This is a genomic window from Pseudomonas viridiflava, from assembly GCF_003702045.1.
Classification (GTDB): domain Bacteria; phylum Pseudomonadota; class Gammaproteobacteria; order Pseudomonadales; family Pseudomonadaceae; genus Aquipseudomonas; species Aquipseudomonas viridiflava_C.
This window is the reverse complement of the sequence record NZ_RBTP01000063.1, coordinates 1-23,432: the sequence shown is the minus strand read 5'-3', so window position 1 is coordinate 23,432 and position 23,432 is coordinate 1. Positions and strand designations below refer to the sequence as shown.

The window sequence follows — 23,432 nt, the reverse complement described above, 5'->3', positions numbered from 1 at the left end:
CGATGCGATGGAGCTGACGGCGCAGCAGGCGATGAAAATTACGTCATTGGCCCAGTTGGTGGAGATGTCTGCTCAAAAGGAAATATTACTGACCAGCGGCGGTGCGTATATTCGAATCACCCGCGGAAACATCGAGGTACACGCACCAGGAACCATCGATGTTAAAGGTGCTAAAAAGGCTCTTGGCGGGCCTGCAAGCATGGACTATTCGAATACAGAATTACCGGTCAGCGTTCCGTCGGGGCTTTATGACGAGCAGAACCGCTTGATGACTCGCCATGGCATCCCCTTGGAAAACGTAGCCGTAGAAGTAGACGTACCTGGCGAAGGGAAAAAAGTGTTTTTCACTGATCAAGATGGGAATACTCCGCGTTTTTTCAGTGATAACCCAGGTAGCGGCAAGGTTACACTCATCCCCGATGATCTGGTCGTTCCTCCCGGGGCCGATCAATATGTGCCGAGTAAGAAATCATGAAGGAGGATTTCAAACTCAATCCCAGAACATGCTCCATCAACGACCTTAACCCTGGTTGTACCGAGCTTTGGTCTTTAGGGCAACAGGTGGCTGTACGGCGTCTGTGCATAAAAACCCGCATTGAGTGCACACAGCCAGCTCGCTATGAGCTTATCGCTGATTTTGGAGCACGCGCAGCCCGAATCGCGGGCAACTACGCTCGTATTTATCTTGAGCTGGAAAAAAATGGAAAGCCCGAACTAAAGGGGCGCTTTTACTGGACTGGACTGGCTGCGTTTGCCAGCAAGCAAGTCATGTGTGCATTGGACTATACCTCGCAGACCAAAATGAGAATGGTCCCTTTTATGGATCTATCCTTGGACCTTTCAAAGCAGTTCTTGGGCATGGGCAATTTTTGGCTGTTTCAAGATATTTTCGTTTGGCATTGGTTTTACATAAACTTTCCGCAGCAGTTCAACGAGTGTATTGAGGCTCGAGACTTTAATGAGTACGATGATCGCTTTATTGCTGCTTTTCAAAAGCTACCGTGGGTTAAAATTGCTATCCCTAAAATTAACGCCCTAAAAGTAACAGATCATCTTAGGCAAGGCTTCGAACTCATAAAAAAAACTGAAGCCGCCACTACTACGTCAGACCGCAGAGCCTTGCAGTTTCAGTCGCTAATGGCAATTGCGAGGCACGAGCAGATTAAAATACTGCAACCTTTAATTTACGAAGACTCTGTATTCAGAAGGCTTCTTGATTCACAATCTATTGTAGAAGGCAACTGGGGTATTCCGCGCCGCTTGGCAGCGTTGAGCACAGCGTGCGAGACAAACAATTCAGCGCTGGACAAGGTCATGACAACAGGCGATCTGTATAATAAAAAAGATCGAATGGCATTTATTACTGAAATCGCGAACACTTACCATGAAAAAATGTTTTCTGCAGCAGCTTATATGACTGCGTCCATCACGACGATTGCCGGATGGAGCGAGCGCACATGAGGCTTATTTTGTGCCTTACTCTTTTTTTGTTATCTGGATGCGAAGATGAAATGAATAAAAGAACGCCTGTAAAACTGTGGATTGGCAACACCATCGAGTCTGTCAAACAAGAACTCGGTGCCGAACTGTCCAGTGAATGTGATGCCGATCTTTGCTGGTATCGGTACAGAAAGCCTACGCGTAGCGGCGATTTTTTGACCTTGATACTAGGTGGCAAAAAAGCCTTTGACATTCAGGATGTTTTTGCTTTTTCAGTGCCTGTATATAAGCAGGATGCTCATAACATTGAGCTCATCAATCTGAGTCCGGTGGGGCCACCAGAAGATTCAAAGCACAGCGATGCAGAGTCGGAGTTCTACACACTTTTGGCGAAACTCCAAGCTTCAGGATGGAAACGTTATATTCGACTCGGAGAACCCAGAGTTCCCGGGACGGAAATAAACAAGTTCAATACGATTAACGAAGTACTTGGAAAGCCCGTCTTAACGGGGCCTTGGACTGATCCCACAACACGATTATCAACCGAAATGTGGCGCTCGATGCCATTAACCAATGACTGGTTTCTTTACCGAGACAATGAATATCTTACGCTCAGCGTTCAGCGAGAAAATAGCGACAGCGAACCATTGGAGAGAGGCACGTACCTTTTCACTTTGACCTTCAAATCTGAAAAAAGATTTTTTTCCGAATACTTCGACTATGCAGATCGCGAGCGACTGGCCGAACTATTGCCCAACATGCTAAAAAAGCTTGCATCGCAACGCGAGGTTGCAGAAGAGCGTTTGATACAATCGGGAATTTCCATTGATCAACGTTACCAAAACCCTGAGATCAAATTACTGTATTAAGAAATGTGTTCGTGATCACATTCCTAACCCCTAAAACTCACAAATCGACTCACGGGACGCGCGATATCGGAAGCCTCGTCTTTATCGGAATAAAACAGCCCACGATATGCATAGAGCAGCCTTTCCGCCTGACTGAACAGTTGAGAAACAACGGTAATCACGGCATCCTGACATCCCATTACGCCTACGACCTGATAGCAGTAAACGCGAGCAAGACTGAAACCCGTCCATAGGCAAGCGTTTCTGACCTCGGTATTAGTTGCTCAAAAGACCGTACTTCTCTCTCGATGAGCCTGCGGATTCGTTGTTTTGACTTTCTACCGCGCTTTGGCCCTCAATGTTCAACACGCGAACATCCAGGAATTTTTTCGTATGGATGCAAGGCCCGATTCCCCATGACTGCACTCCCCCCTCGTGCAGGCTTGTTACCTCTGAAAATCATCGCGACCGGCGCGGCGTTGCCGCCTGGGCGGGTTGAATCCTGTGAGCTTGATCGGCGTCTGAACAAGCCGCCGGGCTATGTCGAGAAGCGGTCCGGAGTGCATCATCGATTTCATGCAAGTCGCGATGCAAGCCAGGCGGAACTTGCTGCGTCGGCGCTCAACCACGCTCTGACACGAAGCCATATTTCGCCGGACTCGATAGATCTGTTGATCTCGGCATCGGCTGTCGCCATTCAGGCATTACCGTGCACGGCGGCCTTGATTCTGAAAGTGGCAGGATTACCGTCAGGAACCCCCGGTTTTGACGTGAACAGCAGCTGCGTCAGTTTCATCAGCGCTTTGCAGGTCGCTGCCGGGTTATTGAACACAGGGGCTTATCGGCGAATTGCGATTGTCTCGTCAGACCTGGTTTCAAGGGGAATCGATTGGGCAGATGAGGAAAGCTCGCTGATTTTCGGCGACGGTGCCGCGTGCGCAATTGTCGAGCGGGGCGACGGCAACAGCGGCATCCTGGGTAGTCTGGTCGAAACCTATCCGCAGGATAGCGAACTCTGTGAGATCAAGGCAGGCGGCACACGGTGCAACCCAAGTACCGGGATCACTGACAACGATTTTCTGTTTCACATGAAGGGCAAGCAGCTGTTTCGTCAGGCGGCAGCGCTTATCGAGGACTATATGGCGCGCTTGCTGACCCGCAGCGGCGTGACCCTGGCCGAGATCGCGACGGTTGTCCCCCATCAAGCCAGTCACCTGTCGCTGGAGCACATGCGCAAACGTCTGCACGTCTCCTCCGATGTGCTGGTAGATATCTATCGACAGCATGGCAACCAGGTGTCGGCTTCGATTCCGACTGCGCTGCACACAGCGATGACCACCGGCCGCTTCGAGCCGGGCAAGCCCGTGATGCTGATTGGTACAGCCGCTGGCCTGACGCTGGCCGGCATGGTGTTGCTGCCATGAAGGTGATGCTGACAGGTGCGACCAGCGGGCTGGGACGCAATGCCGCGCATTGGCTGCTGAACGCGGGTCATGAGGTGCATGCGACCGGACGTGATCAAGAAGTAGGTGACCTGCTGCGCGAGCAAGGCGCTGCATTCACCGCACTGGACCTCACGCAAGCGACAGAGCGTCAATGCGAGCAGTTGATGTCTGGTTGTGACGTCGTCTGGCACTGTGCAGCCAAGTCATCGCCGTGGGGCCGAAAGTCGCAGTTTCATGACGCTAATGTAATGGTCACGGAGAAACTGGCCGAGGCGGCAGGTCGCTGTGGCGTATCACGCTTTGTGCATATTTCTACGCCTTCGATCTATTTTGATTTCCAGCATCACAGACACGTCGACGAGGGTTACCGCGCACGTCGATTCGCCAACCATTACGCAAGCAGCAAGTACTTGGCGGAGCAGTCCATTCAGGCCCTGATACCACGTCATCCAAAGACCACATTCGTGATTCTTCGGCCGCGGGGCTTATTTGGCCCCCACGACCGAGTGATTCTTCCGCGCATCCTGGGTCAGATCGAACGCGACAACGGCGTCTTGCGATTACCCGGAGGCGGTGAGGCGGTGCTGGACCTGACGTTCGTGCTCAACGTTGTCCATGCGATGGATCTGGCGAGCCGTAGGATCGGTCTGGTGTCGGGCGCGGCCTACAACATCACCAATCATCAGCCCCAGCGCCTGGTGGATATGTTGCAGCTTTTACTGCACGACCAGCTTGGGCTTCGTTATCGCGTGCAGTCCATACCGTATCGTTTGCTGCATTCGCTGGCCGCAGTACTCGAAGCGCTGGCCAGCTTCACTGGCAAGGAACCCCCGCTGACGCGCTACAGCGTGGGCGCGGTTAATTACGACATGACCCTGAGCCAGACCCGAGCCATCGAGGAGCTGGGCTATCAGCCGCTGTACTCGATGGAAGAAGGCATCCGGATGACAGGGCAATGGCTGAACGCTGAACGGGTTGACCTTAATGGCTAAAATCACGACCTTCGAAGTAGGTTACTGCACGCACATTGGCTGCATGGCCTTGAAAGGTGCAGGCATGCGGGTGTGCAAATTTCCGTCGAGAGCATATCTGCTGGAAGTTGGTGACCGGCGATGGCTATGGGACACGGGTTACGCAAACCACTTTCAAAAGCACACTCAGTCAGGCATTTTTCGTGTCTACAGCCAAGTGACGCCGGTGTATCTGGAAACAGGCGAAACGCTGATAGAGCAATTGCGCGCAGCGGGCTATGCCGCGAACGACATTCAGGGGCTGATCGTTTCCCACTTCCACGCTGACCATATTGCTGGCCTGCGTGATTTCCCTCATATGGACTTCATCTGTTCAGGCGAAGGTTGGCAAAAAACACGTCCACTGCGCGGAATTGCAGCGCTGAAACGGGCGTTCGTACCCGGCCTGATTCCAGAGTGTTTCGAGGCGTCCCTGCGGTTCATGGAAGGCCTCGAGCGCGTCAGCCTGCCTGAACAATTGGCCCCGTTCTTAGAAGGCTATGAATTGCCGGGGGGTGACGGTCAAATCATTCTGGTGCCCTTGCCCGGCCATGCTGCGGGGCATATCGGTGCGTTCATTCTTACGGATGACGGCTGGACGCTGCTGGCCAGCGACTCGGCGTGGTCCCCGCTCAGTTATCAGGAGCTGCGCGGGCCATCGGTGTTCGCCAACGTGTTGATGGATGACAGCAAGACGTATTACCGGACGCTCAACCAATTGAATCAATTATGGACAGCGGGCCATGTTGATATTCGCCTGTGCCACGAGGGCGACTTGTGATTCCGGTCATGACGCTCTGGCACTACTGGCGTGCCCGACGCCTGCGCTTTTCCAGTCGCGAAGCGCTGGAGAGATTCCAGACACGGCAGTTGCAACGGTTCGCCAGAACGGTATTGGCGAAAAGCCCTTACTTTCGGCCATACCTCGAGCGGTCGATCAATGCATGGCCGGTAATGGACAAGGCGTTGATGATGGCGAACTTCGATCAGATGAACACCGCCGGACTCAAACGTGACGAACTTCTGGCGTGCGCCCGTCGTGGCGAGGCCGAGCGGGACTTCACACCGCGGATTGGCAGGTTCAGTGTGGGGCTGTCATCGGGTACGTCGGGACAGCGTGGCGTCTTTGTAGTCGGTCCTCGGGAACAGCAGATCTGGGCCGGCGGAATGCTTGCCAAAATGCTGCCTGACGGTCTGTTTGCAGGGGAGCGGGTGGCACTGTTTCTACGCGCCGACAACAACCTGTATCAGAGTGTCGATAACCACTGGCTGAGCCTGGCGTTTTACGACCTGTTCGCGTCCTTTGCGGACCAACTACCGCGCCTTGAAGCGCAGGCGCCGACCATCATTGTCGCGCCCGCACAAGTGCTGCGCGCTCTGGCATTGGCCGTGAATGCTGGACAGGTCCGGCTTAACGTCAAGAAGGTGATCTCTGTCGCTGAGGTGCTGGATGCACAGGACCGTGAATTATTGCAGAGAACATTTCAAGAAGTCGGCGAGGTGTATCAGGCTACCGAGGGCTTTTTGGCAGCTACCTGCGCTCACGGCACGCTACATCTGAACGAGGAGTTCGTGCATATAGAGCCGCAATGGATCGATGAGCATCGGTTCACGCCTCTGATCACCGATTTCACACGCAGCACACAGCCCATCGTGCGCTACCGACTGGACGACATTCTGGTGCGACAGTCGCAGCCTTGCCCATGCGGTCAACATTCGATGGCCATCGCCCGAATCGAAGGCCGTCGCGATGACCAGTTGCTATTGCCAAACAGGCACGGACAGATGCAGACCGTTTTCGCCGACGCGTGCAGCCGTGCGGTCGCCAATACATTGCCGCTGACCAGTGATTACCGTCTGGTTCAAAAGACAGACACCCAGTTGCACCTGATCGTAGATTGCACGCAGGAAGAATTGGCTCGGTGCCATGAGCAACTCGTCATGCTATTCAGACAACAGGGCATCGCCACCGACCAACTGACTTGGCAACTGACAGTTCAAAACGTGATGCCGCAGTTCGATCAGAAGCGGCGACGTATCATTCGGCAAGCATGCGCATGATCAATTCGGCGCTGCTCGACCGTCCGTTGCTGTTCAGGCTGTGGCATATGTTTCTCGGCTGGGGCACCGTCGGGCTGGTTTACACCCTGAGCGGGGTGCTACAAGGCAAAGGGCGCGTGATGGAGCCGTCAGCGCTGGACCGAATGATCGCCTTCAGTCCCCATGCAGTCTGGCTGTACATGTCGTTTTTTATCGTAATCCCGCTGGGGTATCTGCTGGCCCCGCAGGACAAGGTTCGCTGGTTATCCAGATCCATGCGCCTGACCGCATTGGGCGCAGGCATGGTTTATATGCTGTGGCCTACAACTCTGGTCTACCCAGTCGATCAAGGCTCGACACTCAGTTCCGCAATGCTGGTTTTCCTGACGTGGGTGGACTCTTCCCAGAATTGCCTTCCCTCACTGCACATGGCCCTGATGGTGTTGGCCGCCTGGGGAATCAGCGCCGCCAGGCGTACAGTGAGAACCGTGCTGTTCGTTGTGTGGGTTGCTGTGATCGCCTGGTCGATCCTGCAACTGCGTCGACATCTGTTCATCGATGTGCTCAGCGGTGCGCTGCTGGCGGTGCTCGCAGGGTGGCTGGTGAAGATGTTTGAGGAGAGCAGAAAAAGCGTACTCAAGGGGGATCTGCAATGAGCGACCTAGCTATTCCAATTGCGATCATGCTGGTCGTTGTGATGGGCGAAGCGATGATACTGCGCTGGGTTCAGCGGCGCCCGGTGGACTGGCACGACGTGGTGTTCAACCTCAATTCCGGGCACATCATGCTGTGGTTGTTCCGGGGTCTGGAGGTGGCGTTCTACGGCCTCGTGGCTACGCATTTCAGTCTAGGGCTGCTCGACACCTGGCCGCCGCTGCTAATGTGGGCATTCGCCCTGCTGGCATGGGATTTCTGCTTCTACTGGCTGCACCGGCTGCACCACTATTTCGGCGTCCTGTGGGCTGTGCATCTGGTGCATCATCAGGGCGAACATTTCAACCTGTCGCTGGGCGTGCGTAACTCTTGGTACTCCTCGCTTACATCGATTCCGTTCTTCATAGTGCTGGCCATATTGGGTGTGCCGCTGCATGTCTTCGTGACTGTCTCGATCCTGCATTACTCGATGCAACTGTTTAACCACAGTGCACTGACACCAAAACTGGGCATTCTGGAAAATGTGCTCGTGACGCCGGCACACCACCGTGTTCACCACGTGAAGGACAGGGCTTACTCCGACAAGAACTTCGGTGGCACTTTCATCTTCTGGGACAAACTGTTCGGCACGTTCTCCCGTCTCCCTGAAACGCCTTACGTCTTCGGCGTGGGCGGCGCTCGCTCATCTTCCAATCCGTTCTGGGCCAGCAACGTGCCGTTCATGCGTTACCTGCGCCTGCGAGGCCCATCCGCCCGCCCCTCCAACGTACTTCGTCACTCGAGTATGAGCGTACTCAGTGGCGCGCTGCTGCTGTTTACGCTGGTCGTGGGTTACATCTATCAGTACGGGTATGGCTACAGCGACATCAACGGTCCGCAGATCATTTTGTTTCTGTTTTTGGTCCTGGGGTCGGTGGCGCTGGGCGCAATGAGCGACGCGAAACGTTGGGGTATGTCCGTCTGGCTTTTAGTCAGCGTGGGCATTCCCATGTTGTTTCTCGGGTATTTCGGCTGGTCGCAAGCCTACTGGCAAGTGCCTATGGCTGCACTGGCCGTTCATGGCATGTTGATTGGCACGGTCTTTCGCAGCCAGACCGTCATGGGTGCAGATGCAGCGGGTAAACCTCATGGCTGATTCATTGACGCCCCTAAAATTTCCTGCAGATGACGAGCAGCGCTTTCATCACGCCCTCAAACAGGCAGCGCGTCGCTACCTGGGCCAAGGCCATCGTTATGCCAATCGCTGGCAGTTGGCCTCGGCTCTGATCCTGTCAGTGCTGTGCGGCGGATTTTACTGGCTGACACTCGTGCAGGACACAGGCTGGGCATTCATCGGCTGCTACTTCATGTTTGTCATGATGGGCATGCTGCTCAACGTGATGGTATTTCACGACGCAGCGCATAACTCATTTTTGCGTGCAACCTGGGCTAATAGGCTGGTGGGGAGACTGGCAACGCTGCCGCTGGGCATCGACCCGGATTACTGGCGAGTCCGGCATGTAGAGTTTCATCACGTCTACGCCAACATCGAACACTACGATCTGGACACTGAAGAAAACGGTGTATTCCGGCAGACCCCTTATCAACAATGGCGTAAACACATGCGCTATCAGCACCTGTACTGGCCGCTAATTGCCGCACTGTCACTTCCTTACATCGCCTGGATCTTCGATTGGTCTGACCGGTTGGGCAAAACACCGCTCAAGGCTAGACGCACTTTACCGGGATGGCCGGTGTTCGTCGCCAGCAAGGTCACTCATTTGCTGCTGGTTCTAGTGATCCCCTTACTGGTGTTTGACGGCAGCTGGACGACCGTGCTGATCGCCTATTTGTTAAGTCAGACGATGGCTTCGCTGTGGGTGGTGTTTCTGCTGTTGGGAACTCACTGGGCCGAGGCCGAGTTCTACCCTGCCCCCGACTCTGCCCAAATGCCCCACGGCTGGTACCGCCACAACTTCGCCACTGCCTGCGACTGGCAGCCATCGCCACGCTGGCTACACCCTTTGATCGGCGGCTTGAACTTCCATCTCACGCACCACCTGTTCCCGGGCTGGAGCAACCGCCACTACCCTGCCCTGGCGTCAATCATCGCCGAGCTGGCCGTTGAACACGGAATGGATTATCGCTGTATCGGTTATCGCGAACTGATCAGTCAGCAGCAACAATTCTTAAGACGCATGGGGCAGCCACCTGAGCAATGCGAGATGAATCAGTCGTGACGCACCGAGCCATTCGATGGCATTGGGCAATGCAGCAATACCGACGGTCAGAAACTGTCTGCCTGGACAAGTTTCTTCGCCATTAGCACTCAGCTGATCCCCCTCCCAGCCGATGAAACAGTATCGGACCGCATCCAGCGCGGCCTCTGCTTTTTTCTTTCTTCGGACCCAGCCATGAGCTTTCTATCCCGTCTACGGACCACGGCCACGAGGACCGGCGGCCACGAGGACCGGCGGCGTTCTCAGTGTCATTACCTCTGCCCGCGAGCTGACTGCCAAACTTTCGGCCCTGAGTTTCGACCCTGTTTACCTCACCGGTTTTGTCTCGCCCCATGTCGATTTCGATCAGGTTGCGCGATCTGTGGCGGCGCGTTTCCCCAATGCCAAGATCAGCTTGTGTACGACGTCGGGCGAGTTGTGTTCGAGCAACGACTCGCTGTATTGCGCCGCTGGCAATCAATGGGACCGGATCGTGCTGGCGCTCTTCGACGCCAGCGTGATCAAGAGTGCCGAGGTGGTGCATATTCCGCTGCACAGTGAGGACATTCGCGGCTCGGGCACACGGCTGTCCATGCGTGAACGTATTGCGCGGCTGACCGACTCGATCAAGCGCACGCAAGTGAGCACGCCCATTGATCATCGAGACACGCTGGCTTATGTCACGTTCGACGGATTGTCGGCGTCGGAATCGTTTTTCATGGAGGCGCTGTACGAGTCCGGACGCTTTCCGTGTCTGTTCGTCGGTGGGTCTGCCGGTGGCAAGGGCGACTTTCAGAAAACGCTGATTCATGACGGCAAACGCAGTTACGAAAACCATGCGCAGGTGGTGTTCCTCAAGAGCGCGAAGCATGTGCGCTTCGGGGTGTTCAAGAGCCAGAACTTTGAGCCGACGTCCCTGAGCCTGAGCGTGCTGACGGCGTCTTTGGAAGAGCGTTACATCAGTCAGGTGGTCAACTCACGCGGCGAGATCAGCACAATGGTGGCGGCGCTGTGCGATGCGCTGCATTGCGAACGGCGTGATCTGGAGAGCAAGCTGGCGCAGTACTCGTTCGCCATCCGGGTGGGCGAGGAATTGTTCGTGCGTTCCATCGCCCGAATTGACTATGAGAGCGAGCGGGTTCATCTGTTCTGCGACGTCGCGCCGGGTGAGGAACTGGTGATGGTCAAGCGAACGTCGATGATCGACAGCACGCGCAAGGACTTCGCCCGCTTCCTGCAGGGCAAGTCGGGCAAACCATTGCTGGGCCTGTTGAGTGACTGCATTCTGCGTCGCTTGAACAACGGCAGCGAACTGGGCCGAATGAATGACGTGTTCGGAGACACGCCTGTCGTGGGCTTTTCGACCTTCGGGGAAATTCTCGGGCTGAACCTAAACCAGACGCTCACCGCCGTGTTCTTTTTCAAGGTACCTGAAGGCCAGTCCTTCCGTGACGAATACATCGATAATTTCATCGCGTACTACGGCGAATTCAAGGCGTTCTTCCTGCGTCGGCAGATCAAAAAACTGGCGGGGCTGAGCCACGTGGTGGTCAAGCAGATCGATCAGTTCAAACAGCGCAACTTCGCTCAATCCATCGACCCCAGCGGTCTGGATGAGCAGATACGCCCGGTGTTCAGCGGCCTGAGCGATCTGGGAGACGTGCTGGTCAAGGCTCATCAGGATCAGGAAGCAATTGCCGGACAACTGCGCCATTACTCCGGCGAGTTGCACGTCTCGATGGATGAATTGACCCAGACCATTACTCATCAGGAGAAGGTCATCGACAAGGCGGGCGATACGGTCAAGAGCCTGGTCAGTCAGGCCGACGACGTGGTGTCGGGTTCGCGAGAACTTGCCAAGTCCAGCCTGCGTATCCAGTCGGTGGTGCAGACGATTCAGCAGATCGCCGGACAGACCAACCTGCTGGCGCTCAACGCCGCCATCGAAGCAGCACGCGCAGGCGAAATGGGGCGTGGCTTTGCGGTGGTGGCCGACGAGGTTCGGCAACTGGCGCAAAAAACGTCGCAGAACGCCAACGACATTGGCACCGATATCGAACGGCTGGCAGAAGAGATCCGCAAAGTCGCGCAACATATCGAAGAGCAGTCGACGGAAGTCGGGACGCTGACCGGGCTGTTGACCGAACTGGAGGGGTCAAGCGACATGACAGCGGGCACTTCGCAACGCACACGTCAGTTGGCGGATACCCTGGTGGGGCTTACCCAATAGGGCGATACGCTCGCACCGCCGCTAACAACGCGCTGTCTTCTGAAAGTAGCCCGAAGCTGCTATTGCAGCCCGGGCTACGCGGACAGACTTACTGGCCGCTCAGCGCGCCGACCTTGCCCATGACCGTGGCCATGAATTGCTGCACGGTCATTTTCTGGCCGTTGAAATCGACCATGCCGTTGGCGTAATGCAGGTTGGACACGATGTTATCGCCGTCGACCTTCGCCAGCTGCATCATCTCGGCCATCGCGCTGGCCATGTCACTGGCGGCACTGGCCTGGTCGGCGATGGCCTTCAAGTCGGTCTGACCGTCACGAAGGGCTTGCTGGGTCGCGATATCGCGGATCATCGGCTTGGACAGCAGGACCTTGGCGTTGACTTCGCCCACCGTCTTCATGACCAGCGCATCGGCAGGCTGATCGAGCGAGCCCGGATCGGTCAGGTCCACCGCGATGCTCATATGGCTTTCGCCGTTGGCCGTCTTGAGCGAAAGCTTTTCCAACTCGATATGCGGCTTACCGGCCAGCAGCACTTTTGACTGGGTGTTCATCACCTCACGCTCGGCGGGGGTCAGCTCAAGCTGCAGCGGACGCTCGGCCAGGATCGCGGCCTGCTGCTGCGGCATGATGGTGTTCTGGTAGAGCTGATACAGCGCCTGAGTGGCCACGGCGTTGAAGTTGGCGATCTTGATGCCCATGTGAGCGGAGCCAACGTCCTTGCCACCGTAGGCGATCATGCCGATGTCGTAGCTGACCTGCGCCGCGAAGTTGCCGGCATCTTCCTGAGCCAGGTTGGTGTTGGTGAAATCCTTGAGCTGAACCTGCGGCTTGCCGACCAGTTGGAACGCGGTGTTCTGGATTTTCATGTTGGTGTGGCCCAGGTAAAACCCGGATTTACCCTTCGTGCCGCCGGTGTCGAACGTCATGCCTTTGATTTCGATGTTCACCGGGCCGTCGGGCGAGGTGACATTGAGCAGCAGGTTGTCGAGATTGCCGTCGAGGTCGAATTTCTGAGCATCTGCAGAAGACGCGGCGTTCACGGTCATGCCGGAAAACTTGAACGTGCCGTCGGTATCGTTCATTTCCAGGGGGGCTATCTGCACCCAGCCTTTGGTGGCACGGTCATAGCCGATACTGGCCTGGCCTTTGAGCGGCGAAACGTCTTTGCTCATGGCGAACCATTTTTCCGAGCTTGGGCTTTTCTCCATTTCGAAGTTGCTCAGCGCCATGACCGGCAGCAGGTTCAACGTCTTCAGGCGGGACAGCGGAATCGGACCGTGCTGGATGTGATCGACGAACAGGAACTCGCCATTTTGCGTGCTATCGGACAGGTTTTGAATATCGACACGGTAGTGCGCGGTACTGCTGAAAAAGTCGCGCTCAAGAGAAACCATCTCCAGCTTGACGCTGGTGTCGGTGCCCTTGAAGGATTTCGCCAGTTCCTGGTTGGCTTGACCTATCGAGTCGTTCAACGCGCCTTCCAGCTGAGTGCCTGTGTACCAGGCGCCGCCTGTTGCCAGCGCGCTTGCCACGACAATGACGCCAACCGCTATACCTGCTGATTTATTCATAGTGACTCGAAGATGTCCGTTCTGATGAGAAGAGGTCGTCCCTGAATCGACGCCGGGCCTGAAGGCACACGCGTGAGTCATGGGTCGACAGAGCCCGCAGCACTGCCGAAAAGTGGCGAGAGATTATCACTGGCAGCTCCCGGCGGCCCAGCATTCTCGGCCAGTTCTGTGGGTGGGAACACTTAATGAGGCCTTTTGGACATGGCCTTGTGCCTTTTGTTGCGCACAGCCGCCCCGAATGTGCGTGTAAAAACACCATTACCGAAACCCGGGGTAGCCACGCTCTTCGTGGAAACGTTAGGCTGAAACGAATTTGCCAACCGGACGGAATCACATGAGCGCTACGCAGAAACCACGCGGCCCGATCAAGGCTGTCATTTTCGACATGGATGGCCTGTTGCTGGACAGCGAGGGCATCTACACCGAAGTCACTCACGCCATCGCCAGCCGCCACGGCAAGACGTTCGACTGGGCGATCAAGCAGCACACCATCGGCCGAGGTGCCACCGACTTTGCGGAGTACGTGACACAGACTCTCGAACTGCCGATGACAGCCGAAGAATTCCTCGAAATTCGCCAGCCAATGCTCGACGAACGATTCCCGCATTCGCCCGCCATGCCGGGTGCCGAGGCGCTGGTCCGTCATCTGGCCGAACACAACATTCCAATCGCCGTGGGCACCAGTTCGTCGGTGCATTACTTCCACGCCAAGACCACCTTGCATCGCGCCTGGTTCGAGCTGTTCGAAACGGTAGTAACCGCTGATGACCCGGAAGTGACGGCAGCCAAGCCCGCGCCGGATATCTTTCTGATTGCCGCGAGCCGACTGGGCGTTTCGCCCGCCGATTGCCTGGTGTTCGAAGACTCACCGTTTGGTGTGACCGCAGCCAAGGCGGCGGGCATGTATGCCGTCGCGGTGCCGGATTCGCACATGCCACGTGAACAATACGAACATGCGGACCTGGTTATCTCATCGCTGGCCGAGTTCTCGCTCAACGAGTGGGGACTGCCGGATATCCGGTAAACCACCTCACGTACGACCGGAAGTCGACTCACCTTTTTAACGCTTCGGCAAACGCGCGAGTATGTCCGACTGATCCCGCGTGAACGACATGGAGGATGTTAAATATGAATTATCGTGTTCTCGGCCAGTCCGGCCTCAAGGTTTCCACACTGACGCTGGGCTCGATGATGTTCGGTGAGCAAACGGGCGCTGAAGAATCCTTGCGCATTATCGACAAGGCTTGGGATCAGGGTGTCAATTTTGTCGACACGGCAGATGTGTACAACGGCGGCCGTTCGGAACAGCTGGTGGGTCAGGCCATTGCCTCGCGTCGCAGCGACTGGGTGTTGGCCACCAAACTCGGCTACAGCGCACCCAGCGATATTCCTAACCGGGCAGGTCTGAGTCGCAAGCATGTGTTCAACGCTATCGAGAACAGCCTGCGCCGACTGAACACCGATTACGTGGACATCTATTACCTGCACCGGGAGGACCACGACACGCCTCTGGAGGTCACGGTGTCGGCCATTGGCGAGTTGATACGTCAGGGCAAGATCCGCTACTGGGGCGTTTCTAACTTCCGCGGCTGGCGGATCTCGGAAATCGTCAATGTCGCGCAGCGTCTGGGCGTAGACAAGCCGGTCGTCAGTCAGCCGCTGTACAACATCGTCAACCGGCAGGCGGAAACCGAGCAGATGACCGCCGCTGCGTTTTATGGTTTGGGGGTTGTGCCATTCAGCCCATTGGCGCGAGGTGTGCTCAGCGGCAAATACGCACCCGACGTGACGCCTGACAGCAGCACCCGTGCCGGACGTCAGGACAAGCGGCTGCTGGAGACGGAGTGGCGTGTGGAGTCCTTGCGTATCGCGCAGCGTATTCAGGCACACGTGCAGGAAAAAGGCGTGGGCATGGTGGAGTTTGCCATTGCCTGGGTGCTGAATAATCAAGCGGTCAGTTCAGCGATTGTCGGCCCTCGGACCGAAGAACAGTGGGACGGCTACACCAAGGCGCTCGACGTCGAGATCACCACGCAAGACGAGGCATTCATCGACTCGCTGGTCACACCCGGCCATGCCTCGACACCCGGTTTCAACGACGTTCAGCATTTTGTCTCAGGACGTATGCCCCGCTCTTGAGCCTTCGGCACGGGTCCTTGAAGCACGCATAATCACCGGCTGGCGTTGACCGGCCAGCCCGTGATGGCATAAAAAGCAGGGCTGAAAATCGATATGTATATAAATGCTCATTCGGTACTCGGACCCGATGGGCGCTAAGATAGCGTTGAATGTATCGACGACTGCTTACCGAAAATGCGACCCATGTGCTGCGTAAAAAAAATTGAAGATGCCCCTACGCTCGCGACTTCTTGGCAAGTCTTGACTAGTCTCTTGGCAGTCCAGGTATTTATTGGATCCTATTCTGCCGGTTTGATAAAGAAGTGTGGTGATGCGTAAATCAGATAGAGAAGCTTTTTTAAGCTCGGTTTTGGGCAACGAACAGCCTGCGGCCAATGTCGCCCGGGCCGTGATCGAGGAAAAACTGCGCAATGCGATTATCGACGGCAGCTTGCCGAGCGGTACTGCGTTGCGCCAACAGGAACTGGCGACGCTGTTTGGCGTGAGCCGAATGCCCGTGCGGGAAGCCTTGCGGCAACTTGAAGCGCAGTCTCTACTGCGGGTTGAGACGCACAAGGGCGCCGTGGTCGCTCCGCTGATTACCGAAGATGCAGTCGACGCCTACGCGTTACGCATTTTGCTGGAGTCCGAAGCGCTGCGCCTTTCGATTCCACATCTGAACGCAGAAGACCTTGCTGCAGCCAGGCGCTACATCGAGCAGCTTGAAGTTGAAACCGACTTCACCCAGATCGGCAGGCTCAACCGTTTATTCCACATGTCGCTGTATGCCAAAACAACCAGCAAGCGCCTGATGCAACTGGTCGAGGAAGGCTTGAACGAAGAGGAACGTTTTCTGCGTTTCAATCTTTCGTCGATGGGGCTGGGGAAACTCTCTCAAGATGACCACTGGGAATTGCTTCGCCTCGCAGAAGCAAAGGAGGTCGAGCAAACCGTGGCAGCCCTGCAACATCACCTCAATCGCGGCGTTCATGCCATTACCCAATACTTGAACAACAAAGCCAGCGCAGAAAAGACAGCACGTCCCCGCAAGAAAAGTACGGCATAACGCCGTACTAAAGCCCTCCTCGCCTCCAGCATGCGCTTGCCTGCTGGAGCGGCCGCTTCTATTCGTACCCTCTTTTGCTTGAATCAGGCAACGCCTGCATACCGCTTTTCTATCTATTTTCCCGAGCCGCCGGGCGGTCTGTCGCTGGAATAAGGCAAACTCGACCGCGATCATGCTGGATCCAACCGGAGGGTCCATTGGGTCATGATCGGCTGCCTGCACGTCACCGAGGCAGCGGTATCTGTTCATCAGCTCAACGAAAAAGGAGTCAGTGCAACGGGCAGAGAGACATTGGAAGTCGTTTCCGATATCGCCCGCTAAAAACATACTCATTTTAATTGTTCGGCATTACGGCAACGCTGAACGAGGCATTCGTTCATTATTTATAATTCTGGCCTTAACGACCGGAAGGGTTGCTTACATCCCTATATCCTTAAAACTTATAATATAGGCCGCTATCGCTGCGCCTTATAAAAATGATGATTAAAATAATTTCATAAAGTAATTGCACGCGGCATTAGTTGTGTTTTAACTTTTCTTCGCAGTCTGCGTGATCACCACATCAATGACGTGGAGCCCACGAAACAAAAGGCTGCCGGCGCACGCATACGAGCCACTTAGACCCCGCACTGCGGAATAATGACGTTAGCGATCGTGAATCGTTTCAACGCACAGACTTTCGCCTGCCTGTTATTCCGAGTGGACACGGGCTTCAAGTAACGCTGAATAACGCAATGCGCCGACAGATAAACTTCCATTCGCCTTGCCTGAATAAGGGACCCCGCCATGCATTGTCAAAAAACATTACTTGACCACAAGAAACAGGAACTTAGTTGCCACCCGATCTTTGCCGAGATTACCTCTTTGGAGGTGCTGAGACGCTTCATGGAAACCCATGTATTTGCCGTATGGGACTTCATGTCACTCACCAAACGTCTGCAACAGGAACTGACCTGCACCCAATTGCCCTGGCTGCCGCCGACGGATGCCGCAGCCGCCAGGCTGATCAACGAGATCGTGCTGGGGGAGGAATCTGACGACCGACTGGATCACGGGCACTACAGCCATTTCGAACTGTACCTGGACGCAATGCGCGAGATCGGTGCCAGTACGGTGCAGATCGAACGGTTTATCGAGCTTCAGAAACAGGGCGTGCATTACGCAACCGCGCTGCAACGCGTCAACGCAGGGCAAGCCGCGTCTGTCTTTGTCACGCACACCCTCGATACGGCACTGCATGCCTCAGCTCACTGTGTCGCTGCCGCGTTTCTGCATGGCCGAGAAAGCGTCATCCCGCAAATGTTCCAGAGCATCCTCGACGACTGGGGCATCACTGGCGATCAGGCACCCACGTTTCGTTACTACCTGGAACGCCACATCGAAGTTGATTCCGAAGACCACGGACCCGCTGCAGAGCACTTGCTGGCACGTCTGGTGGCGGGCGATCCACAGCGCGAGAAGGAGGTGTATCAGGCCGCCATTGCGGCGGTGGACAGCAGGGTCCGGCTATGGGACACGCTGCGCCTCAGCATGCGCGCACCGCTCATGCAAGCCAGCGCCTAGGACCGGCTGACCTTTACGGGTTGGCCCTCACGTCTCTACAAGGAAGCCATTATGAAAGCAGAAGACTACAGGTCATTCATCGATGCGTGGGAAGGCCGCGCCACCATTCGCACCCGCCCTCGCAGGATCGTTGAAAACGATGAAAAACTGATCTACCCCCTCAGCCGCCAGGCCTTGGTGCTGAGCGAGACCTTCAGCCGCGAATGTGCGCATTTGCGTGACTACGCGTTGGTGCAGAGTCTTTACAAGTTCATCAATGATGTCGTGATCTTCGAGACCGAAATCGTCGACAAGACCGCGCGTAGCATTGCCAAGGATAACTTTGCGATCCGGTTCCCGTTTGCCTGCCGCTACGACGCGATGACGGTAGTGGTCGATGAGGACTATCACGCGCTGGTTGCGATGGACTTCATGCAACAGACCATCGCGCTGACTGGCATCGAGCCCATCGAGCTGCCTGGCGAAATCGAACTGAGCCGAGCGATCCCGGCCGCACTGGCGCTGGCACCGGAGCACCTGCGCAGCGCTGTGGAACTGATTTGTGTGGCCATCGCGGAAAACACGGTGACCAACGACGTAGCGGCTTTTGCCAAAGATGACTCGGTCAAGCAATCGGTCAAGGGCCTGATGGCCGACCACCTGCTGGACGAGGGTCGTCACTCCGGGTTCTGGGCGCGCCTGGTGCGTATCTACTGGCATACGGCACCCGAGCGTGATCGCCAATGCATCGCCGCCATCATGCCGGTGTTCATCGCGCAGTACCTGACCAGCGATATACAGCACGGCTTCGATTTCACCCTGATTGAGCACCTGCGCGTTACTGATTCCATCAAACAGGCACTCAGGGCCGAAACCCTTGCGGTCAGCTTTCCGATCAACTGCCATCACCCCTTGATCGGCAACATCGTGCGCTTTTTCAAGAGCAGCTCAATGCTGGAAGACCCTGACGTGCAGCGTGCGCTGGCCGACTATTTGCCTGCCCAGGGAATGCTGCAATGAAACGTCTTGAGATCGTGCTCATAGGTCATAGCCTGACCCTGAGCGAACTGAACACTGAACTGCAGGCGCACGGTCATGATGTGCATCACCTGCACGACCTGGCTGCGCTGCACGCATGGACGACTCGCCACGTATCGCTATTGATTGAAGACGGCAGCCTTGCATTGAGCCCCGCGCAACTTGAGGCATTCGATCAGACTGATCTGCTTAGCCTGCGCGTAGGCCTCAAGGCCGATGCGCATTCGTTACCGCAACTTGAGATGCTGTGCTGGCACGGTTCAGCCAAGGCGCAACGCCTGATCGTGCAGGAGTGGCTGCCAGCGCACCCCTCAGGCAACGGCAGAATGCTGCGCGACGAGGCTGTCGCCGTTTGGGTAGACCTGATTGCTTTGCAGGTCAGCAGACTGTCGCGTGACAGCGACTGCTTCATCCACACGCCCGTGGCACAGCCCGCTCAAAGCGCGCATCAGGAAGGGTTACAGGCGATCGATGCGCTGCTGTTCGAACACCGCCTTAATCAGACGCAGCAGCCCCACCTCTTGCATCTGGCCGAGACATCACTCACCCAGCGGCTCACTCAAGCGTTACATATCTTTGCCGAACGGCCAGCGCTGTCGATACACGGGCAGTCCTTCAGCTATCAACATCTGGCGATGCACAGTGCCGCGATTCATCGTCTTCTGGCACCTTTCATCGCCCAGGCAGGTAAAGCTGACACGCCACCTGTCATTGCCATCTGCCTGCCAAAGTCCGTAGCGCTGTATGCAGGCATTCTGGCGATTCTGGGTTACGGGGCGGTTTATCTGCCGCTTGATCCAGCTCTGCCCCTCGCCAGGCAACAGTACATGCTGGACGACTCAGGCGCGGTACTTCTCCTGCACGATGGCTCGCATCCTTTGGCCGCCGCAGAGTTTCCCGCGCTGAACATCGCCGCCATGCAGATCTCCGAAACAGCCCCTGCTGCCAGGCAGGTTAACCCTCACAGTGAGTCGCCGTGCATGGCGCTCTACACGTCCGGCACCACGGGTCACCCAAAAGGCGTTTTGCTCAGTCAGCACAACCTCAGCCACTTCACCGCCTGGTACGCGGACTATGTGAGCCTGGGCCAGCAGAGCCGAGTGCTGCAGTTCTCGACCCTCAGCTTCGATTCGTCAGTGATCGATATCTTCCCAACCTGGCTCAGCGGTGCCGAGCTGGTAGTGCCTGATGAAGATCAACGCCGTGACCCGCTACAACTGGTCAGCGTACTGAAAGCCGGTATCACCCACGCGTTCCTGCCGCCTGCACTGCTGAGTATTTTGCCACTCGATCAACCGCTGGGGCTTGAACATGTGGTGACCGGTGGCGATGTCTGTGAACCGCACGTTATTGCACAGCTCACCCAACACTGCCGGTTCCACAACCTGTACGGGCCTACCGAGGCCACGGTGCTGGTCACGGCGGGAGAGTTTCAGCCGAACCACAGTAACCGCAACCTGGGACAACCGATTGCCAACAGCCAGGTCTGGATTCTCGATGAGCAACTGCAACCCGTGGCGCAGCAGACTCAGGGTGAGCTGTACATCGTCGGGCCGGGTGTCTGCCTGGGCTACATCAACAACCCGCAGCTGACAGCGGAACGTTATGTGCGGCTTACGCGGCCGGACGGTGAGCCGCTGAGGGCCTATCGCACGGGGGACATGGCCAAGTGGACCGCTGAGGGCATTGAGCTGAGCGGTCGTCGTGACAACCAGGTGAAGATTCGCGGATTTCGGGTCGAGCCCGAAGAAATTGAGCACTGCCTGCGTACCAGCCAGGCTTATCGCCAGGTCGCAGTGGTGATCGACACCCAGCGACGCATTCTCGCTTTCGTCGCCCAGCCACATGGAGAGGGAGGTGAGGAGGCAGCACTGCAAGGACTCAGGACACACGTGCAGCGATCATTGCCCGATTACATGCACCCTGCCGCGTATACCTCACTGGTCGCTTTGCCGTTCGCCAATAACGGCAAGATTGACCGCAAAGCGTTGTTGGACATACCGGTCAGCTTTAGCGCTCAACAGACTCGTCGCTTACCGGACACCCAGCGGCAACAGCATCTGGTGATGCTGTGGGCTGAATTGTTAGAGCTGCCGCCAAGCGATATTTCAACTGACGAAAGCTTCTTCAATCTGGGCGGTCATTCGATTCTGCTGTCACGCATGCTCTTAGGGATACGCGAACGATTCGGGCGCAGCATTCCGATCAACCGTTTCATTGAGGCACCTACCGTGCTCACGCTGGAAGGTCTTCTGGACAGTGAGGGTGGCGAAAGCTACACCATCAGCCCCCAGGCGTTGCTGGATGCCAATCCGGACATTCATCTGACGGCATTGCCGGTCAGCCGTTTGGGTGACGTCCATAAAGTGATTGTCACCGGCGCCAACGGGTTTCTGGGGGTGCACATTGTTCAGGCGTTGCTGGACTGGGGCGCGACCGAGATTGCGTGTCTGGTGCGTGAGTCATCAGGGTGTAGCGCACAGGAGCGCTTCGAACAGTCGCTGGCGCAAAACAGGCTGAGCCATCTGGACCTGAGTCGGGTGACGGTATATCCCGCCGATGTCACCCAACTGCGGCTGGGTTTGAGCGACGAGGTGTACGAACGGCTGGACAGAGACTTCGGCGCACTCGTCCACAACGCGGCGAACGTAAACCATGTTCAGGATTATGAAACCCTGGCCAGAGACAACGTGGCTCCCGTCTTCGAATGCCTGAAATTGTGTGAAGGGCAAAGCAAGAAAGTCTTCAATTTCGTCTCGACGTTATCTGCGTGCAGCGCCGTGGATGCCGCTGGAAATGTGCTTGAGCAGCCGGCTGCCGAGACCCCTCCGATCTACATCAAGAACGGCTACAACCTCTCCAAATGGGTGGCTGAACGCATCCTGCAACGCGCCAGGGATCAGGGGGTGTGGGTCAACATCTATCGCCCCGGCAATATCGCATTCAACAGCACTACCGGCGTGTGCCAGCCACAGAAGAACCGCTTGATGCTGATGCTCAAGGGGTCACTGCAGTTGGGCCAGGTTCCCGAGTTCGACATCAACTTCGATTTGATGCCGGTGGACTTTCTTGCGCGCTTCATTGGCTTTCATGCCAGTCGCTACCAGCCCGAACGCGCCGTGTTCAATTTGCATAACCCTGAACCCTTGAGCTGGAACCACTACGTGGAATCGTTCCACGAGGCAGGCCGCGAGTTTGAGTTGGTCAGCGTGGCTCAGTGGCAGGCTCAACTGAACCGGGTCGACAGCGAAAACGCCTTGTTTGGTGTGCTTGGTTTTTATCTGGATGGCTTTGAAGAGGACATCGGGGATATCTCAATGATCGAGTACCAGAACACCCTGTCTGGCATCCGCCAAATGGGCGAGCAGTACCCGCAGAAAACTCCCGCGCTTCTGCGCAAGGGCTGCGATTACCTGAAAGAAATCGACTTCATCTGAGTCGATTCACTCACTTAGCAAAATGGAGAATGACATGAACACAATCCACAACGCTCTCAAGCCTGACACGTTGATCAAGAACCCTGCGCTGTGCCGTGTTTCCTCGTCAGTGGAAATCTCGAGTAATGCCGACAGTGTATGGGCGGTCGTCGGCGACTTCGGCGGCTTTCAGGCGTTTATACCGGCCATCGAACATACAGAGGTCACCGGCAATGGCGTTCGCTCGGTACGCAAGAAGCTGTTCAAGGACGGTAACTTCGCGATTGAGCAGTTGAACAGCCGGGATGATCAGGAGCGATACATCACCTGGTCACTGATTCACACCAGTCTGCCTGTCGGCAACTTGTGGGCGTCTATGACTGTGCACGCCATTGGTGATGGGAAGTGCATCGCTACGTGGACAATCATCGCCGAACCCGATCAGGGAGGCCCTGAGGCGTTACCCGCTTTCGAAACGTTCTTGCAGGGGTTCGCTGACAGCGCCATGAGTAATGTGCGCAATCTGTTCACATGAGTTGAAAGCGGGTTGGCAGGTTTCGTTACTGCAGAAAAACAAAACCCCTCATCGCGTAAACGATGAGGGGTTTCGGAATTGAATCTTGACGATGACCTACTCTCACATGGGGAAACCCCACACTACCATCGGCGATGCATCGTTTCACTGCTGAGTTCGGGATGGGATCAGGTGGTTCCAATGCTCTATGGTCGTCAAGAAATTCTGTAGCCGATCCGTTAAAGACTAACGTGTCAGCGAAAATGGTGACTTCTACTAAAGGACAAAACCCCTCACCGCGTA

The 23,432-nt window shown here is 56.1% G+C and carries 18 protein-coding genes, 1 rRNA gene and 2 pseudogenes; 19 read left to right on the top strand and 2 right to left on the bottom strand.

The genetic code is table 11. The features are described from left to right. The 12 genes and pseudogenes from ALP40_RS18595 to ALP40_RS26220 all read left to right on the top strand — a co-directional run. The coding region (locus ALP40_RS18595) for a DUF2345 domain-containing protein (RefSeq protein ID WP_147478343.1) at window positions 1-475 on the top strand (475 nt) is incomplete at its 5' end. Next, window positions 472-1,461 carry a DUF2515 family protein gene (locus ALP40_RS18590; RefSeq protein ID WP_122209657.1) on the top strand — a complete coding sequence of 330 codons (990 nt, stop codon included), beginning with the start codon at window positions 472-474 and terminating at the stop codon, window positions 1,459-1,461. The genes ALP40_RS18595 and ALP40_RS18590, both read left to right, overlap by 4 nt. Then, window positions 1,458-2,309 carry a hypothetical protein gene (locus tag ALP40_RS18585; RefSeq protein ID WP_259640732.1) on the top strand — a complete coding sequence of 284 codons (852 nt, stop codon included), beginning with the start codon at window positions 1,458-1,460 and terminating at the stop codon, window positions 2,307-2,309. Before ALP40_RS18590 ends, ALP40_RS18585 begins: the two co-directional genes overlap by 4 nt. 395 nt (window positions 2,310-2,704) lie before the next feature. After that, the gene (locus ALP40_RS18580) at window positions 2,705-3,712 is read left to right on the top strand and encodes a 3-oxoacyl-[acyl-carrier-protein] synthase III C-terminal domain-containing protein (protein ID WP_122209656.1); all 1,008 of its coding nucleotides are present in this window, start codon (window positions 2,705-2,707) and stop codon (window positions 3,710-3,712) included. Next, entirely contained in the window at window positions 3,709-4,725 is a 1,017-nt protein-coding gene (locus tag ALP40_RS18575) for an NAD(P)-dependent oxidoreductase (RefSeq protein WP_122209655.1), read from the top strand. Before ALP40_RS18580 ends, ALP40_RS18575 begins: the two co-directional genes overlap by 4 nt. Beyond that, window positions 4,718-5,524 carry an MBL fold metallo-hydrolase gene (locus ALP40_RS18570; RefSeq protein WP_122209654.1) on the top strand — a complete coding sequence of 269 codons (807 nt, stop codon included), beginning with the start codon at window positions 4,718-4,720 and terminating at the stop codon, window positions 5,522-5,524. The genes ALP40_RS18575 and ALP40_RS18570 overlap by 8 nt, the downstream gene beginning before the upstream one ends. Next, window positions 5,521-6,804 (top strand): F390 synthetase-related protein, encoded by a 1,284-nt coding sequence (locus ALP40_RS18565; RefSeq protein ID WP_122209653.1) that lies wholly within the window; start codon window positions 5,521-5,523, stop codon window positions 6,802-6,804. The genes ALP40_RS18570 and ALP40_RS18565 overlap by 4 nt, the downstream gene beginning before the upstream one ends. Continuing rightward, entirely contained in the window at window positions 6,801-7,439 is a 639-nt protein-coding gene (locus ALP40_RS18560; RefSeq protein WP_259640731.1) for a phosphatase PAP2 family protein, read from the top strand. The genes ALP40_RS18565 and ALP40_RS18560 overlap by 4 nt, the downstream gene beginning before the upstream one ends. After that, window positions 7,436-8,572, top strand: coding sequence for a sterol desaturase family protein (locus ALP40_RS18555; protein WP_122209652.1), 1,137 nt, complete (start codon window positions 7,436-7,438; stop codon window positions 8,570-8,572). Before ALP40_RS18560 ends, ALP40_RS18555 begins: the two co-directional genes overlap by 4 nt. Beyond that, window positions 8,565-9,656: an acyl-CoA desaturase gene (locus ALP40_RS18550; RefSeq protein ID WP_122209651.1), complete on the top strand. Its 1,092-nt coding sequence runs from the start codon at window positions 8,565-8,567 to the stop codon at window positions 9,654-9,656. The genes ALP40_RS18555 and ALP40_RS18550 overlap by 8 nt, the downstream gene beginning before the upstream one ends. 361 nt (window positions 9,657-10,017) lie before the next feature. Next, window positions 10,018-10,953, top strand: a pseudogene (locus tag ALP40_RS26225) (FIST signal transduction protein); the annotation flags it as partial. 555 nt (window positions 10,954-11,508) lie between these two features. Continuing rightward, window positions 11,509-11,865: pseudogene (locus tag ALP40_RS26220) on the top strand (methyl-accepting chemotaxis protein); the annotation flags it as partial. 88 nt (window positions 11,866-11,953) lie between these two features. Here ALP40_RS26220 and ALP40_RS18540 read toward each other — a convergent pair. Further along, the gene (locus tag ALP40_RS18540) at window positions 11,954-13,435 is read right to left on the bottom strand and encodes a YdgA family protein (protein WP_122209649.1); all 1,482 of its coding nucleotides are present in this window, start codon (window positions 13,433-13,435) and stop codon (window positions 11,954-11,956) included. 334 nt (window positions 13,436-13,769) lie between these two features. On the opposite strand from ALP40_RS18540, the gene ALP40_RS18535 reads away from it, so the two are divergent. From ALP40_RS18535 to ALP40_RS18505, 7 genes are all read left to right on the top strand, one after another. Continuing rightward, on the top strand, window positions 13,770-14,459 hold the full coding sequence (locus ALP40_RS18535; RefSeq protein WP_122209648.1) for an HAD-IA family hydrolase: 690 nt from the start codon (window positions 13,770-13,772) through the stop codon (window positions 14,457-14,459). A 104-nt stretch (window positions 14,460-14,563) separates the two neighbouring features. Next, the gene (locus ALP40_RS18530; protein ID WP_122209647.1) at window positions 14,564-15,574 is read left to right on the top strand and encodes an aldo/keto reductase; all 1,011 of its coding nucleotides are present in this window, start codon (window positions 14,564-14,566) and stop codon (window positions 15,572-15,574) included. Between the two features lie 310 nt (window positions 15,575-15,884). Beyond that, window positions 15,885-16,619, top strand: a complete 735-nt coding sequence (locus ALP40_RS18525; RefSeq protein WP_122209646.1) for a GntR family transcriptional regulator — start codon at window positions 15,885-15,887, stop codon at window positions 16,617-16,619. A gap of 786 nt (window positions 16,620-17,405) precedes the next feature. Then, window positions 17,406-18,182, top strand: a complete 777-nt coding sequence (locus ALP40_RS18520; RefSeq protein WP_122209645.1) for a DUF3050 domain-containing protein — start codon at window positions 17,406-17,408, stop codon at window positions 18,180-18,182. 51 nt (window positions 18,183-18,233) lie between these two features. Next, window positions 18,234-19,181, top strand: a complete 948-nt coding sequence (locus ALP40_RS18515) for a diiron oxygenase (RefSeq protein ID WP_122209644.1) — start codon at window positions 18,234-18,236, stop codon at window positions 19,179-19,181. Beyond that, complete coding sequence (locus ALP40_RS18510) at window positions 19,178-22,636, top strand: non-ribosomal peptide synthetase (RefSeq protein ID WP_122209643.1); 3,459 nt, start codon at window positions 19,178-19,180, stop codon at window positions 22,634-22,636. Before ALP40_RS18515 ends, ALP40_RS18510 begins: the two co-directional genes overlap by 4 nt. A gap of 34 nt (window positions 22,637-22,670) precedes the next feature. Beyond that, on the top strand, window positions 22,671-23,150 hold the full coding sequence (locus tag ALP40_RS18505; protein WP_122209642.1) for an SRPBCC family protein: 480 nt from the start codon (window positions 22,671-22,673) through the stop codon (window positions 23,148-23,150). 83 nt (window positions 23,151-23,233) lie between these two features. On the opposite strand, the gene rrf is transcribed toward ALP40_RS18505, so the two are convergent. Continuing rightward, window positions 23,234-23,349, bottom strand: a 5S ribosomal RNA gene (gene rrf, locus ALP40_RS18500). Window positions 23,350-23,432: the final 83 nt, after the last annotated feature.

Excerpts from the sequence above, each read along its gene's own strand:
- ALP40_RS18590 (WP_122209657.1), top strand. The coding sequence starts at position 472 with ATGAAGGAGGATTTCAAACTCAATCCCAGAACATGCTCCATCAACGAC.
- ALP40_RS18585 (WP_259640732.1), top strand. The coding sequence starts at position 1,458 with ATGAGGCTTATTTTGTGCCTTACTCTTTTTTTGTTATCTGGATGCGAA.
- ALP40_RS18580 (WP_122209656.1), top strand. The coding sequence starts at position 2,705 with ATGACTGCACTCCCCCCTCGTGCAGGCTTGTTACCTCTGAAAATCATC.
- ALP40_RS18575 (WP_122209655.1), top strand. The coding sequence starts at position 3,709 with ATGAAGGTGATGCTGACAGGTGCGACCAGCGGGCTGGGACGCAATGCC.
- ALP40_RS18570 (WP_122209654.1), top strand. The coding sequence starts at position 4,718 with ATGGCTAAAATCACGACCTTCGAAGTAGGTTACTGCACGCACATTGGC.
- ALP40_RS18560 (WP_259640731.1), top strand. The coding sequence starts at position 6,801 with ATGATCAATTCGGCGCTGCTCGACCGTCCGTTGCTGTTCAGGCTGTGG.
- ALP40_RS18555 (WP_122209652.1), top strand. The coding sequence starts at position 7,436 with ATGAGCGACCTAGCTATTCCAATTGCGATCATGCTGGTCGTTGTGATG.
- ALP40_RS18550 (WP_122209651.1), top strand. The coding sequence starts at position 8,565 with ATGGCTGATTCATTGACGCCCCTAAAATTTCCTGCAGATGACGAGCAG.
- ALP40_RS18540 (WP_122209649.1), bottom strand. The coding sequence starts at position 13,435 with ATGAATAAATCAGCAGGTATAGCGGTTGGCGTCATTGTCGTGGCAAGC.
- ALP40_RS18535 (WP_122209648.1), top strand. The coding sequence starts at position 13,770 with ATGAGCGCTACGCAGAAACCACGCGGCCCGATCAAGGCTGTCATTTTC.
- ALP40_RS18530 (WP_122209647.1), top strand. The coding sequence starts at position 14,564 with ATGAATTATCGTGTTCTCGGCCAGTCCGGCCTCAAGGTTTCCACACTG.
- ALP40_RS18525 (WP_122209646.1), top strand. The coding sequence starts at position 15,885 with ATGCGTAAATCAGATAGAGAAGCTTTTTTAAGCTCGGTTTTGGGCAAC.
- ALP40_RS18520 (WP_122209645.1), top strand. The coding sequence starts at position 17,406 with ATGCATTGTCAAAAAACATTACTTGACCACAAGAAACAGGAACTTAGT.
- ALP40_RS18515 (WP_122209644.1), top strand. The coding sequence starts at position 18,234 with ATGAAAGCAGAAGACTACAGGTCATTCATCGATGCGTGGGAAGGCCGC.
- ALP40_RS18510 (WP_122209643.1), top strand. The coding sequence starts at position 19,178 with ATGAAACGTCTTGAGATCGTGCTCATAGGTCATAGCCTGACCCTGAGC.
- ALP40_RS18505 (WP_122209642.1), top strand. The coding sequence starts at position 22,671 with ATGAACACAATCCACAACGCTCTCAAGCCTGACACGTTGATCAAGAAC.